Origin of the sequence: Flagellimonas onchidii, assembly GCF_004804315.1 — a bacterium.
Lineage (GTDB): Bacteria > Bacteroidota > Bacteroidia > Flavobacteriales > Flavobacteriaceae > Flagellimonas > Flagellimonas onchidii.
On record NZ_SRXX01000007.1, the window covers coordinates 25,487 to 39,693 of the forward strand.

Annotated in this window: 14 protein-coding genes; 3 read left to right on the top strand and 11 right to left on the bottom strand. The window is 39.2% G+C overall.

All coding sequences use genetic code 11. The features are described from left to right. The first annotated feature begins 111 nt into the window (after positions 1-111). A complete protein-coding gene (locus E4661_RS08900) occupies positions 112-561 on the top strand; it encodes a COG2426 family protein (protein ID WP_240751442.1) in 450 nt (149 codons plus the stop codon). Between the two features lie 33 nt (positions 562-594). Here E4661_RS08900 and dinB read toward each other — a convergent pair whose 3' ends face one another. Then, a complete protein-coding gene (gene dinB, locus E4661_RS08905; RefSeq protein WP_136466488.1) occupies positions 595-1,695 on the bottom strand; it encodes a DNA polymerase IV in 1,101 nt (366 codons plus the stop codon). A 27-nt stretch (positions 1,696-1,722) separates the two neighbouring features. On the opposite strand from dinB, the gene E4661_RS08910 reads away from it, so the two are divergent. Both E4661_RS08910 and E4661_RS08915 read left to right on the top strand, forming a co-directional pair. Then, entirely contained in the window at positions 1,723-2,196 is a 474-nt protein-coding gene (locus E4661_RS08910) for a CYTH domain-containing protein (RefSeq protein ID WP_136466489.1), read from the top strand. Then, positions 2,190-2,858: a lysoplasmalogenase gene (locus E4661_RS08915; protein WP_136466490.1), complete on the top strand. Its 669-nt coding sequence runs from the start codon at positions 2,190-2,192 to the stop codon at positions 2,856-2,858. The genes E4661_RS08910 and E4661_RS08915 overlap by 7 nt, the downstream gene beginning before the upstream one ends. Here E4661_RS08915 and pheS read toward each other — a convergent pair. The 10 genes from pheS to E4661_RS08970 all read right to left on the bottom strand — a co-directional run bounded on the left by pheS (position 2,855) and on the right by E4661_RS08970 (position 14,205). Continuing rightward, positions 2,855-3,874, bottom strand: coding sequence for a phenylalanine--tRNA ligase subunit alpha (gene pheS, locus E4661_RS08920; protein WP_136466491.1), 1,020 nt, complete (start codon positions 3,872-3,874; stop codon positions 2,855-2,857). The two genes, E4661_RS08915 and pheS, sit on opposite strands and share 4 nt — an antisense overlap. A 390-nt stretch (positions 3,875-4,264) precedes the next feature. After that, positions 4,265-6,124: a SulP family inorganic anion transporter gene (locus E4661_RS08930; protein WP_136466492.1), complete on the bottom strand. Its 1,860-nt coding sequence runs from the start codon at positions 6,122-6,124 to the stop codon at positions 4,265-4,267. A gap of 122 nt (positions 6,125-6,246) precedes the next feature. Further along, on the bottom strand, positions 6,247-6,873 hold the full coding sequence (locus E4661_RS08935; protein WP_136466785.1) for a carbonic anhydrase family protein: 627 nt from the start codon (positions 6,871-6,873) through the stop codon (positions 6,247-6,249). An 8-nt stretch (positions 6,874-6,881) separates the two neighbouring features. Then, on the bottom strand, positions 6,882-7,700 hold the full coding sequence (locus tag E4661_RS08940) for a universal stress protein (protein ID WP_136466493.1): 819 nt from the start codon (positions 7,698-7,700) through the stop codon (positions 6,882-6,884). 12 nt (positions 7,701-7,712) lie between these two features. Continuing rightward, positions 7,713-9,293 carry a SulP family inorganic anion transporter gene (locus E4661_RS08945; protein ID WP_136466494.1) on the bottom strand — a complete coding sequence of 527 codons (1,581 nt, stop codon included), beginning with the start codon at positions 9,291-9,293 and terminating at the stop codon, positions 7,713-7,715. 75 nt (positions 9,294-9,368) lie between these two features. After that, entirely contained in the window at positions 9,369-9,674 is a 306-nt protein-coding gene (locus E4661_RS08950; RefSeq protein ID WP_136466495.1) for a hypothetical protein, read from the bottom strand. 56 nt (positions 9,675-9,730) lie between these two features. Further along, positions 9,731-10,498 carry an SH3 domain-containing protein gene (locus E4661_RS08955; protein ID WP_136466496.1) on the bottom strand — a complete coding sequence of 256 codons (768 nt, stop codon included), beginning with the start codon at positions 10,496-10,498 and terminating at the stop codon, positions 9,731-9,733. Next, a complete protein-coding gene (locus tag E4661_RS08960; RefSeq protein WP_136466789.1) occupies positions 10,495-12,288 on the bottom strand; it encodes a BatD family protein in 1,794 nt (597 codons plus the stop codon). Before E4661_RS08960 ends, E4661_RS08955 begins: the two co-directional genes overlap by 4 nt. Then, entirely contained in the window at positions 12,288-13,178 is an 891-nt protein-coding gene (locus E4661_RS08965; protein ID WP_240751443.1) for a tetratricopeptide repeat protein, read from the bottom strand. The genes E4661_RS08960 and E4661_RS08965 overlap by 1 nt, the downstream gene beginning before the upstream one ends. Next, the gene (locus E4661_RS08970; RefSeq protein ID WP_136466497.1) at positions 13,159-14,205 is read right to left on the bottom strand and encodes a VWA domain-containing protein; all 1,047 of its coding nucleotides are present in this window, start codon (positions 14,203-14,205) and stop codon (positions 13,159-13,161) included. Before E4661_RS08970 ends, E4661_RS08965 begins: the two co-directional genes overlap by 20 nt. Between the last annotated feature and the right edge of the window lie 2 nt (positions 14,206-14,207).

Sequence of the window (14,207 nt, forward strand, 5' to 3'; positions counted from 1 at the left end):
AAAAGACTGTTTTATCCCGAAGGGTTGTCTTAATACATACTTATAGGTTTAATGATTTTTTAACTGGTAGGAATGTTGTTTTAGTCTAATTTTGCAGATTTAGAAATTGCTATGTTGGATTTATTGACCTCAATGCTTTGGAGTTTGTCTCCATTTGGCGAAGCCAAAGTCGGGATACCGTATGGCATAATGAAAGGCCTTAACAGCTATGTGGTCTTTGTTGTCTGTTTTTTGGCAAATGTTGCAGTATTTCCATTAATGCTATTTTTTCTAGAACATGTTAATCGCTACCTAATAAAATGGCGGTTTTATAAGAAGTCTGCCATATATATTGCCAAAAGAGCCAAAACAGGATCTGGAAAGAAAATTGAAAAATTTGGGTTTTTTGGCCTAATGTTTTTTGTGATGATACCTTTACCGGGTACTGGGGTATATGCCGGTAGTATAGCCTCTTATTTGTTTAGGATTGAAAAAAAGAAGGCATTTTTAGCCAATACCATAGGTATTTTCATCTCATCAGTTTTTGTTTGGACGGTTGCCATTTCCATGAACAAAATATGATTGTTTCTTAAGAAGAGATGTTTGAGGTGTCTTTCAAAAATCGAACTTTAACTGCACCGATACGGACTCATCCTGTTCTTTTGTCTCTTTTTTCTCTGTGTTGAGGTTTGCCAATGAGATACCCAGCAAGCGAACAGAGTTTTCCAAGATGGATTGATACAATAATTCTTTTGCTGTTTCCAAGATTAGTTCCTTGTCAGCTATATAATAGGGGAGTGTCTTGCTCCTGGTCTGTAAGGTAAAATCGCTGTATTTGATTTTTAGAGTAATGGTTTTTCCTGCTATTTTGGATTTTTTGAGCCTTCTTTCGAGTTCGTTGGCGATGTTTTCAAGTTTTTCCAACATAAAGATTTCACTGCTTAAATTTTCGGAAAAAGTACGTTCGGCGCCCACAGATTTTGGGGTACGGTGCGGTTTTACCTCACTATTATGGATTCCGCGAACAACATAATAATAGTATTTTCCACTTTTCCCAAAATGGCCATCCAAAAACTCGATGGATTTTTGTTTTAGATCAATCCCGGTAAAAATGCCCAATTTGTACATTTTCTCGGCAGTGACTTTTCCCACACCATAAAATTTTCGAATATCTAAATTTTCCAAAAACTGAATTACCTCTTCAGGATTGACCGTTTTTTGACCATTGGGCTTGTTGTAATCACTCGCGACTTTTGCAATGAACTTGTTTATTGAAATACCCGCGGAAGCAGTTAAACCCGTAACATCCAATATTTTTTGACGGATTTCCTTGGCGACAAGGGTGGCGGAGGGATTTCCCTTTTTGTTTTCGGTAACATCTAAGTATGCCTCATCCAACGAAAGGGGTTCCACAAGGTCGGTATATTCAAAAAAGATACTTCGTACTTGTTGGGAAACCTCTTTATAACGATCAAATCGAGGTTTTACAAAAATGAGGTCAGGGCAGTTTTTTCTAGCGATATATCCAGCCATGGCGCTTCGTACCCCAAACTTTCGAGCTTCGTAACTCGCTGCAGATACCACTCCCCGTTTTGAACCTCCACCAACAGCAATCGGTTTTCCTTTCAATTCAGGATTATCATGCTGCTCCACGGAAGCATAGAAAGCGTCCATGTCTACATGAATGATTTTTCGTAAAGGAAAATCAAAGTCCATACTCAAATTTAGGGTATATTTAGTTTGATGGAACACTTGGAAATTGAACGAAAGTTTTTGGTCAAATCTGAAGCATACAAGCATGAAGCTAGCTCTCAAATCCGCATTCTTCAAGGATTTTTGAATACACATCCCGACCGTACTGTCAGGGTTCGAATAAAAGGGAATAAAGCGTTTTTGACCGTAAAAGGTAGGAGCAGTGCATCTGGTACCACTCGATTTGAATGGGAGACGGAAATAAACACCGCCGAGGCGGTTAACTTAATTGACCTTTGTGAAGACGTGGTTTTGGAGAAAATTCGATATCATGTGTCAAGGGGGAACCATGTTTTTGAGGTGGATGAATTTTTGGGAGAAAACAAAGGTTTGGTCGTGGCCGAAATAGAACTTCGTCATGAGGATGAGGCATTTGAAAGACCAGAATGGCTGGGAAAGGAAGTTACAGGAGAAATCAAATACTATAATTCCCAATTAAGCAAAAAACCTTTTAAGGAATGGTAAACGAAACCAGATTAAGAAAGATAATAAATATATTGAGTGCTGTTTCGGCAATTACTGCAATTATGTTTGATTTTTTTAATGAAGCATTGTTGTACGCTATCTTCAAGCCCTTGACCACAGTCTTAATTTTGTCGCTTTTGTTTTTTGTTCAAAGAACTAACTTATCAGGGTTTAGGAACATTATGATTTCTGCATTGGTGTTTTGTTTGATAGGAGATATATTTCTATTACGAGAAGAATATTTTGTTTTGGGATTGTGTTCGTTTTTGATTGGGCATGTTTTGTTTACCACAGGCTTTGTTAAACTGGGAGGGTTTCAGTTTCGGTGGACATCCCTTATTGTTTTGATCGGGATAGGAGCTGGCTTGTTTTTTTGGTTACGACCAGGTTTGGGCCCTTTTGAACTGCCTGTTGGCATCTACGTTATCGTAATTGTTCTTATGGCATGGCAAGGAACAAGCTTATTTCTGAAGCAGGGACAAAAAGCTTATGCATTAATTGGCATCGCGGTATTATTATTTATGTTCTCTGATGCTATTATTGCCATAAACAAATTCAAATCTTCAATTGAGCTAGGAGGTTTGCTAATATTAAGCACGTATTGGTTGAGCATTGGATTGATTTCCAACGCTACCTACCTAATTTTGAAGAAAAGAGATTAAAAAGCAGATTTGAACTGTTCCAAAAACCTTACGTCGTTTTCGCTTAATAATCGAATGTCCGGAATTTGGTGCAATAACAATGCAATTCGGTCAATTCCCATTCCAAATGCAAAACCTGAATATACTTCGGGGTCTATATCACAATTTTTAAGCACGTTGGGGTCTATCATTCCGCAGCCCATAATCTCTAACCAGCCAGTCCCTTTGGTCATCCGATAATCTGCTTCAGTTTCCAGTCCCCAATATACATCGACCTCAGCGCTGGGTTCGGTGAAGGGAAAATAGGAGGGACGCAGTCTGATTTTCGACTTACCAAACATTTGCGTAGTGAAATATTGTAAAGTTTGTTTTAGGTCGGCAAAAGAAACATTCTTATCCACATATAGCCCCTCTACTTGATGGAAAAAACAATGAGACCTTGCAGAGATGGCCTCGTTGCGGTATACTCTTCCTGGAGAAATGGTTCGAATAGGAGGTTTGTTTTCTTCCATGTATCGCACTTGAACGGAAGAAGTATGGGTACGCAAAAGAACATCAGGGTCGGTTTGGATAAAAAAGGTATCCTGCATATCCCTGGCCGGGTGATATTCCGGTAAATTCAACGCCGTAAAGTTATGCCAATCATCCTCTATTTCAGGCCCTTCGGAAACATTGAAACCAATTCTGGAAAAAATATCAATGATTTGATTTTTAACAATGGAAATAGGGTGTCTTGCCCCAAGGGTAATAGGTTCACCGGGTCTGGTTAAATCTCCGAACTTTCCTTCAACATCAGCTTGGTTTTCAAGTGAAGTTTTAAGTGTGTTCACCTTCTCTGTCGCAGCATTCTTGAGTTGGTTGATAACTTGACCAAATTCTTTTTTTTGCTCATTGGGAACATTTTTGAATTCAGCAAAAAAAGTGTTCAAAAGCCCTTTCTTTCCCAAATACTTAATTCGAAAAGCTTCAATTTCAGCCGTTGAGGTTGAGACGAATTTTTCAACTTCTGCCAAGTGTTCTTTAATGTTCTCTATCATGGTCAGTTACGATATTGGCCGACAAATTTAGCAAATTGTCTTTGAATATGTATGCAATCAAGAAATGGACAGCCACTCCTCCAAAAAAATGCCACAGCCAATGTGTTCCCATTGGGAAATATGTTTGATTTAAATCGATGCTTCTAAAGTAAATTGCAATTCCAAAAGTTGTAAACGCAAGGAGTACCCAAATTGTATTTTTCCCCTTGGTCTGTATCAGATACCAAACTATGGGAACCAAAATTGTGAACGCTGTTATGACATATCCCAGCGAGATTCGTATTTCATTGGGAATGGGAAGAATACGCAACAAAAAAGAAGTGCCAAATATATGGGGCCGGAATCGTTGGGAAATTTTAAAAAGACGTCAAAGACGGCTGCTAGAAACAATTAGGTTGTTTTTACATCTTCGACATTTTCAATTATCCAATCCAAACAAGGCTGAAAATCTTCGAAAATACTTTCTCTAGGAACCAGATCAGGTATAATGTCAATTCTTTCCATCATGTATTTAGGTTGATCTAGGAGCCCTACCAGTAAAACCTTAATGTCCTTTTTATTTAAATCTTGAAGAATGTCTTCCATGGCATATAGGCCGGATTGGTCCATATATTGCATACGATCCAATCGAAGGACCACCGTAGATGCGGTATCAGGAATCTGTTCTGCCAATTGCTGAAAATCGCTTGTAGAGCCAAAAAACAAAGGTCCTTTGATGTGCTTGATAAAAACCTCTTCTTTAAGCTTGGCGGGGAAATCTTTTTCATCTGCCCAAGGCTGTTCTTTCAGTGGTTTGACATTGGATCTTGTAGCGGTAAGGTCTCCGATTTTTTTCATGAACATCAAAGATGCAATCACTAAACCGATACCCACGGCATAAACAAGGTTCCAAATAGAAGATAGCACCAAAACAGTCAGCATAATGATGACTTCAGAACTTAATTTTAATGGCCCCAACTTTATATCTTTTGGAAGATAAGGAATGGCTTTTAGGCCTTTATAGTCCATAACCCCAATACCTACCGTGACCAAAATACCAGCCAAAACTGCTGCTGGAATCTGTGAAGCAACTGGCCCCAATGCCAAAAGAATCACCAACAAAAGCAACCCGGCAATCATACCCGACAAGCGGGTTTTACCTCCAGAATTAATATTTACTACGGTTCTAATAGTAGCACCAGCTCCTGGAATTCCACCAAAAACTGCAGCAATACTGTTTCCAATACCTTGACCTACCAGCTCCTTGTTTGGTTTGTGCTTGGTCTGTGTCATATTATCTGCTACAACCGAGGTTAGCAAAGAATCAATGGCTCCTAGAAGAGAAAGGGTTAGTGCCGTAAATATATATGGAGTCAGAGCTGATAGTTTAAACTCCGTGAAAATTCCAAGTTGCGGAATAGGGAGTCCTTCAGGGATTTTTTCAATGGGGCGATAATCCCATCCAAGGCCATAAGCAAGCCCAGATACCACAATCAAGGCAACAAGCGTGCTGGGAACAGCGGTGGTAATCCGTTTGAAACCATAAATGATTATGATTGTGGCCAAAGCGAGACCTAATTCAAGCCAATTGATACTTTGAAGTGCACGAGGAAGAACCTTTATGGTTCCCAAAACCCCGGATGCATCTTTTGCTGCCAGAGTCTTGGCTTCTTTTTGCATTTCTTCGGGAGTAATTCCATTGGCCCTACGAATGGTTTCTTCAAAATCTTCGAGCACCAAAATACCCTCTCCAGCTTCTTCTTTCAAGATATTCTCTAGAATCTCTTCTTCGGCGGCAGCTTTATACTGGCTTACATATTCCGCATCTTCTTTAGGGTAATAACCTACAGCGGGCAAAATTTGTGTGACCAAAATAATGACACCGATAGCCGTCATAAATCCGGAGACCACGGGATAGGGAATATATTTAATATATTTTCCCAAACCAATCAGGCCAAGTCCAATCTGCATTAACCCCGCCAAGAGGAATACCGCCAAAATTATTGGTAGTGCTTTGGATACATCACCATCGTTAACCGCCAAAATTCCGGCAATAATTACCATACTTACAGCCGTCATAGGTGCAGTTGGCCCTGAAATCTGTGTATTGGTCCCTCCAAAAAGCGCGGCAAAAAAACTAATGAAAATTGCACCATACAGCCCGGCACTAGGACCTAGGCCTGAGCTTACACCAAATGCAAGAGCTAAAGGCAATGCAACGATACCTGCGGTGATTCCACCGAACAAATCTCCTCTAAAATGTTTGAACATGACGACGGTTTATGTGGTTTATTTATTGTAGCACAGGTAAGATACTAATTTTAGGAAATTAAAAAAGGCCAATGAAATGTTAAACACTGGCCTTAATTAACTGATATGTTGTATTTCGAGGTCTACATATAGCTTACTTTTCCGTTGGAAATATCATACATGCCCCCAACAATCAAGATTTCGCCGTTGTCCTCCATTTCCTTAAGCACAGGGCTTTGGGTTCTAATGTTATCAATGGTCATTTGAACATTTTTTTCCGCTACTGTATTTACAAAACCAATATTGCCTGAATTTCTTTGTGAAGCATCGGCAGGTTCAGGTACAGCGTCAACGGCGGGCTTTATTTTGCTTAACAATTCTGTTAGGTTGCCCATTTTTGCATCGTCACAAGCACCTTTTACTGCACCGCATGCCGTATGTCCTAAAACCACAATAATCTTGGTCCCTGCTAATTTGCAGGCAAATTCCATACTACCAAGAATGTCTTCGTTAACAATATTACCAGCAACCCGAGCACTGAATATATCACCTACCCCTTGATCAAAAATTAATTCTGCTGAAACTCTTGAGTCAATACAGCTAAGGATAGTTGCAAAAGGGTATTGACCAGATGCGGTTTGAGCAACTTGTTGCAACAAGTCCCTATCAGCGGAATCTTTTTCAACAAATCTTTTATTGCCTTCCTTTAAAAGTTCAAGAGCATTTTGTGGTGATATTGCAGCCTGTGTTTCTTTGGTATGTGCATTCATCATTGTTTCTAGTTTAAAGAGTTATTAAGTTTTGCTTTGCGTTTTCCTGCTAATAGGAAAGGCACATTAAATTTACCAATTACATTTTTAATTTTGATATTGGCATTGGCTGCATCATCTAAATCCATGAACAATAAATCTACATTAGTTCTGGTAAGATAGGCTGACATATTTTGAATTGCATTGTCTTGGGGTTCAAAGACGTATTCTACCATGTGTTTATCAATAGGTGTTTCTTGAGTTGCCTCATTTTTACCATGTTTGATTTTGAAGGATTTTAAAGGTTGTGAACTTTGTTTCATCAATTGCTCCAACAGCCCCACTTTCATCAAGTTCTGAGAACCGTTTAGCGTTCCTAGGGAAAGCTCTTTGCCACTCCCGATAACTTGCTCATGTGACGAAATTAGAACTAATCCATCGAAGGTTGACATTACATGCTTTGTAATATTATCACCTAATAACTTGAAAGGAGTTGATTTACGTTGGCCAAGAACAACGATATCTGGGCGAAATTCTTGAATTTTTCTATTTATTTCTTCTTTAACATTTCCTACCTTGAAAAAGGTGTCAACACCGATTCCGTATTCTGAAGTAACCGGTTTTACCAGCTGATTTATTTCGTTTTTGGTGGATGTATAAGTGTCATTAATAGATCTAACAGCCGATAGCTGATTATCCTGTTTCACAACACCTAAAGGCTGTTTAACATGCAGCAACGCAATCTCTCCACCAATCATTTTGGCCAAACTGGCCGTATTCTTCAATATTACTTCAGTTGTTTTCCTTAAGTCGGAAAGTACCAGTATTCTATAATTTTTATTTTCCATGATTTTATTTTTTTAACTTAAACTTAGTTTTGATTTTGGGCGAGTTCTAAAGAACTCAATAAAGCTTGATGGATTTTCTTCCACGCCACGTTTTGAGACCAATTGAATATCTATATTCCGTTGCTTTGCCTTTAAGGCAAAATCTTCTAGAATTTCAATGATATCATTATCAAGAAATCTTGTGTTTAAAAGATTTAGTTCCAGATAAGTGTCGTTAGGAAGGCTATCCAACTCTTTTAGAATAGCACCCTTGTTAAAAAAGGTTACTTCCTCGGCCAAGGTCATTTTAATTCTGTGCTTGCCATTGCTTTTATCTTCAATATGAAGAAAATGGGAGTTTTGATAGCTTTTTAGCAAAATCACTACAATTCCTACCATGAGCCCCAATCCGATGCCTATCAATAAATCGGTAAAAACGATACCGAAAACCGTAACGGTAAAAGGAATAAACTGTTTCCAACCCAAATCGTACATTTTTTTGAAAAGAGCTGGTTTGGCCAGTTTGTATCCAACAATGAATAAAATGGAGGCCAATACGGATAATGGAATCATATTGAGTAGCCTTGGTATCAAAATGACGGAAATCAATAGTAAGAAACCATGTATAATAGCTGATGCCTTTGTCCTCCCGCCAGACTGGATATTAGCAGAGCTACGCACAATAACTTGGGTAACGGGCAATCCTCCCAAAAGACCGGAGATGCTATTACCCACCCCTTGGGCCAAAAGTTCTTTGTTCGTAGGAGTAGTTCTTTTATGTGGGTCTAACTTGTCCGTGGCCTCCACACAAAGAAGGGTTTCCAAACTTGCCACTAGGGCTATGGTAAAAGCAGTAATCCATACCTCAGAATTGCCGATTACAGCAAAATTTGGAAAGCTTAACAAGTTACCCAAAGACTCAATACTTTCTGGAATGGGTACACTTACCAAAAGTTTCTGGTCTATTCCCCATGTCGAACCGTCTTTGGTGAAAACAAAATACAGTATTCCAACTACTACCGCCACCAAAGGGCCTTGTATCAACTGAAATATTTTCGATTTTTTACTCAAAACCTTATCCCATAAAATAAGGATGGCAAGAGCAATCACAGCAATTAAGGTAGCTCCTGGACTTATGAAGTTCAGGGCATTGAAGATACCGCTAACAGTACTTTCTCCATCTGTTTGAAAAAAGGAAAAGTTTGAGTTATACCCAAAGAAATGGGGGATTTGTTTTAGAATAATGATAATCCCGATACCCGTAAGCATTCCCTTAATCACAGAAGATGGGAAATAATATGCGATAACACCGGCTTTTAGAATACCGAATAGGATTTGGATAAGACCACCCAATACAACAGCGACCAAAAAATTTTCGAAGCCACCCAAAGTTCCAATGGCAGTTAGGACTATGGCTGCCAAACCTGCAGCTGGTCCGCTGACCCCAATATGGGATCCACTAAGGGAACCAACGATGATTCCGCCAATAATACCAGCAATAAGCCCTGAGAACAAAGGTGCTCCACTGGCAAGGGCAATGCCTAAACATAGAGGGAGTGCCACAAAAAATACAACGATACTTGCAGGCAAGTCGTTTTTAACATACTTGAACATAAAAATAAATACATTGTGCCCCAACGTCGTTTTTAGGTTGGAGACGATTAGAAATTGATTGATAAATAAAGAGGGTTAAACCAATTTCTTGGGAGGAGGTAGGATAATCTCTACTTTAAAATCCGTATTAAAAAGTAGATACTCGGTGCTTTCAACTTCGGTAAGTTGAAAAAACAATCCATTGTTCGTGTCAAAAGGCCCCGTAAACAGATTCTTTTCGCCGAATTTTTTTTCAGAGTCCTTTTCTTTTTTTTCTTCCTCGTTAGTATCCAAAAGAACAGCAACCGGACAATCCTTGTCCAATAATGGAATAACGGATGGAGCCAATATGGAGAATATCAGCATAAGGCAAATTAAAGGATGTGCAATGGTTTTAAGCATTTGGCCACTTTGCGACAAAAATAAGGTGAAACAACAACTTTTTCGTTAAAGAAACTTTAAAAGTCCTTTAACAATTTTAAATCTTTTTTAGGAAGCCATCCTGTTTGGCCATCGGCGATTTTTATTTTTTGCCAATCATTGAAGGTTTCCAAGATATTTACTTTGGTTCCTTCATGTAGTGTAAAAACAGCTTTACTATTTTTATTGGGTTCAGAAGTAACCTTGACTTCTTGGCTAAATATTATGCCGGGGTTGTCATTTTTAAAATCTTGATACTGCAAATAGGCCAATAGGACACTCAAAATACCAGCAACAAGGAAAAGCATACTTGAAATAAAAGCAATTCGCTTTTGGGACGCAAAACGCAAGAAAAAATAGGCCAGATATCCTAAAACAAATAGTACTATTAACACAATTGCCAAATACGACCATTGGTCAAACGACATTATATCCATTAAACTTTCATATAGCTTTGCTATCTCAGTCTTGGGCATTTCTTCAACAGCATCTAGCCTCATGTTTTGCGCGTAACCCAGGTTGTTCAATATTTCGCGATCATTTGGTTTTAATAACAGCGCTTTTTCGTAATTATAAATACTTGGACCGATGGCATTCAATTTATAATGACAGTTTCCAATATTAAAATAGAGTTCAGCGGAATGTTCTCCGTTTTCCAAGATGCTTTCATACTTTTCTATGGCCTTACTATATTCACCATTGTTGTAATCTTCCGTAGCTTGGTCAAAAAGGGAAGCATTGTTTTGCCCTAGTCCAATGAAGGCCGAGAAAAAACAAATTAAGGGGATTAACTTTGTTATGCTCATAATTGCTTGTCCAATTTAGAGATTACATCACTTGCCTTTTCATAATCCTTTTGCATCTGTACATCCGAAAATGGACTGTACCTTGCCATTTCACAATTTGTAAGAAGGTCTATAAAGCCCTCTGTGTCTTCTTGCGCTACATTCTTTTCAGATAAAATGGATGTTATTTTTTCCTTGCTAAACTCTGATGTCTCAATTTTTAGCTTGGCTTTCAGATAATTATGAAGCCCTTTCTCTAAGGCAACATAAAATGCCTCTTTATGACCAAGTTCCTTTTTGGCGGTAGAAAGGTATTTTCTTGCAAGTTTGTTGGCACGTTTTATTTTATTCCCAACCACATCACTTGCTATGGCCTCTCTTTTCTTAAATGAGAAAACTGCAATTGGAATTAATAGTAACGGAGCAAACAACCATAAGTAAAATGAACTCGAACCAAAGAAATAGTTGGCGCCTATCTTGGTGAGATTAGGCTTGATTTTTATAAAATGGAACTGTTTACTTGTAGGAACCACAAATTGCTTGTTGGATCTGGTGGCAGCGGTTTCTTGATTTGAAGAACCTTCGGGCCCCTCCAAAACCTCGATGTTGATTTCTTCAGAATTGAGGGTTACATATTTTTTGGTTTTTGGATTGAAGTAACTGAACGAAATACTTGGGATAGGGTATTTGCCACGATAGGCTGGCACTACAGTGTAATTATTGGCGACTGAACCTTCCATTCCAGAAATTAAAGTCCGTACTTTTTCATCATATTCAGGCTCGTAGACTTCAAGAGCACTGGGGAGTTCGGGCTCCGGAAGTTGAAATAATTTTAGGTTTCCTTTTCCTTTTATTTCTACCTTGGCCTGTAACGATTCGGAAGCGTTCAATTGTGTTTTGCTAGCAGATACGGAAAACTCAAAATCACCTACAGCACCTCCAAAATTGGAAGGTTTGCCCGCTTCGGGCAAGGCTTTTACATTTAGCGTACGTCTTCCAGCAGAAACTGTCTTGCTTGCTTGCTTGTATATGCGCCCCCCAAAAAAGTCTCGTCGATTCGTAGGAACATCAACAAAAATTTCCAATGAAAGAGGTTCTATTTCCAGTTTACCTGCTTTTTGGGGATAGAGCACTACCCTCTTTAAAACAACAAAACGATAAGGTTTTCCTTGATAGGTGCCATTTTGGGCCGTGTGCTTTGTGACCGGTATATCCTGACTCCAAAAATTATTGTACTTAGGATTATCAAGCGGGCGATAATTGGTCACGCTAATGTTCGGACTTACATAGAGTTTATAGATGACCGTTACAGCCTCGTTAAGATAGGGATTGGATTTGGATACCTCGGCGACCAGATGCAAATTCTCATCAGCCACATCGTCAACCGTTTTTGCATCGTTTGGCTTATCCACCGCAGCAGTGACCTCGACTGACTTTGGTAAAGTTTTATAGGTTTCACCATCAATTTCTATGATAGCTTGTTTGATGGAGAACTTGCCCCTAGCCGTGGGCACAAGAATATAAGAATAGGATTTTGAATAGGTTCGTTTTCCATTGATCCAAGAGGAACTTATAGATTGTGATGGTCCCATGACCACTTTAAACCCTACGAAGGGAGGCGGATTAAAATTGTCTCCATCCTTGTTCATGGTAAACTCCACACGAAGCCTTTCGTTTATACCCAGCTTTTGCTTGCTCAGTTTCATTTCGAACGAGACCTCTTCTTTTTGTTCTTCTTGTGCATGGGAAAAGTTCCCTGCCAAAAGGAATATGTGAAAGAATATTAAAAATTTGCTCCACAACCTATCCATCACCAATCTTTCTCGTTTTTGATTTTTTTGCCCCTTACTTTTCTTGCTTCCATCTTTTCCTGTACTTTCTTCTCTTCATTTTGCATTGCCTCTAACAGATTTTGAATCTGCTGTTTTGAAAGCTGGTTGGGTCTTGGTTGCTGTTTTGGCTCTTCAGGTTCGTCGCCCTCACCTGGTTTTTTCTCTTGTTCTTTCTTTTTATCTCCGTCTCCTTCTTGGTTTTCCTCAGGTTTATTCTCTCCATTATCTCCTTCATCACCCTTGTCCTTATTTTCATCTTCATTTTGTTCTCCTTCATCCTGCTTGTCATTATCACCTTCGTTGTTCTGGTCTTGGTTTTGGTCTTTCTGATCTTGTTGGTCCTGGTTGTCCTTATTGTCTTGGTTTTGATCGTTCTGCTCGTTTTGTTGTTTTTCGAGCATTTTTTTGGCCAAGGCTAGATTGTAGCGTGTCTCATCATCTGAAGGATTGTTTCTAAGTGCTTCTTTATAGGCATCAACAGCCTGTTGGTATTCCTTCTTTTTCATAAACACATTGCCCATATTATGGTAAGCCTTGTGTTTATTTGGTTTTTCGGCAGCTTTTTCACCAGCTTGCTTGAACCTCCCAAAAGCTTCACCATAACTTTCCCTGTTGTAATAAGCTGTTCCTAAATTAAAGGGGGCAACAGTATTTTCATCACTTTTGGATATGGCTCTTCGATAATCTGATTCGGCAGTGGGGAAATCATTCGCAGTCAGTTCTTTGTTGGCTTCCCAAGTTAGGTTTGTGGAGGTTTTCAATGCTTTTTGTGCCTCTTTGGCCGCATCTTCATCTTGGGCGGACAGTATTCCACCAACAAGTACTAACAAGGTAAACGTCAATCTTATCTTATGCATCATCATGTTCATTAAAAAGATTTAGTTTTTTTAACCATTTTGTTTTTCTATCCAGAAAGAAGATGTCCAAAAATAAAAAGAAAAGACCTATGCCCAAGAACCACTGAAATTGGTCTTTGTATTCGGCAAATTGTTTGGCCTCAAATTCTTTTTTGTCCATTTGGTCTAACAGTTCCTTGATATATTCCACAGCCGCTTCGGTATTTGAACCGTCAATGTACTCGCCATTGCCTTCACTGGCAATTTCGGAAAGTACAGCTTCGTTGAGCCGTGTTATCACTACTTCACCTTGATTGTCCTTTTTCAAGCTTTCAACTACGCCGTTTCTTTTAATGGGTATTGGAGCTCCTTTTGGTTTCCCCACACCTATTGTAAATACTCGAATGCCATTTTGTTTGGCGTATTCAACAGCATCTATGGTGGAACCTTCTGAATGGTCCTCACCATCTGAAACTATGAACAGAACCCTGTTGGTCTGCTCGTCATCATCAAAATAGGTGCTGGCTAGATCAATGGCCGCATTTATTGCCGTTCCCTGTGAAGATAGCATGTTGGTATTCATGCCCTGCAAAAACATTTTGGCCGCACCATAGTCGGTAGTGATGGGTAATTGAGGATAAGCTTGACCGGCATAGGCTATAATTCCGATGCGGTCGCTAGCCAACTGGTTGATGATTTCCGAGACCAATCTTTTTGCTTTTTCCAAGCGATTTGGTGCAATGTCCTCGGCCAACATACTTTTGGAAACATCTATTGCGAATACAATATCAACCCCTTCGCGCTTAACGGTCTCCAGTTTTGTTCCGATTTTGGGATTGACCAGTGCTAAAATGAGAAAGGTTAGTCCCAACAACAGAAAAATCAACTTTAATGCGGGCTTGAAGATGGATTTATTGGGCGCCAATCTTCGCAACAACTTGGCATCAGCAAATTGTCGTTGCGTCTTTTTCTTCCAAACTTGAAGAAAGAAGAAAGCCAGGGCCATTACTGGAATGATGGGCAAAAGATAGAAATATGCTTTTTCGTCAAGTTGAATCATTG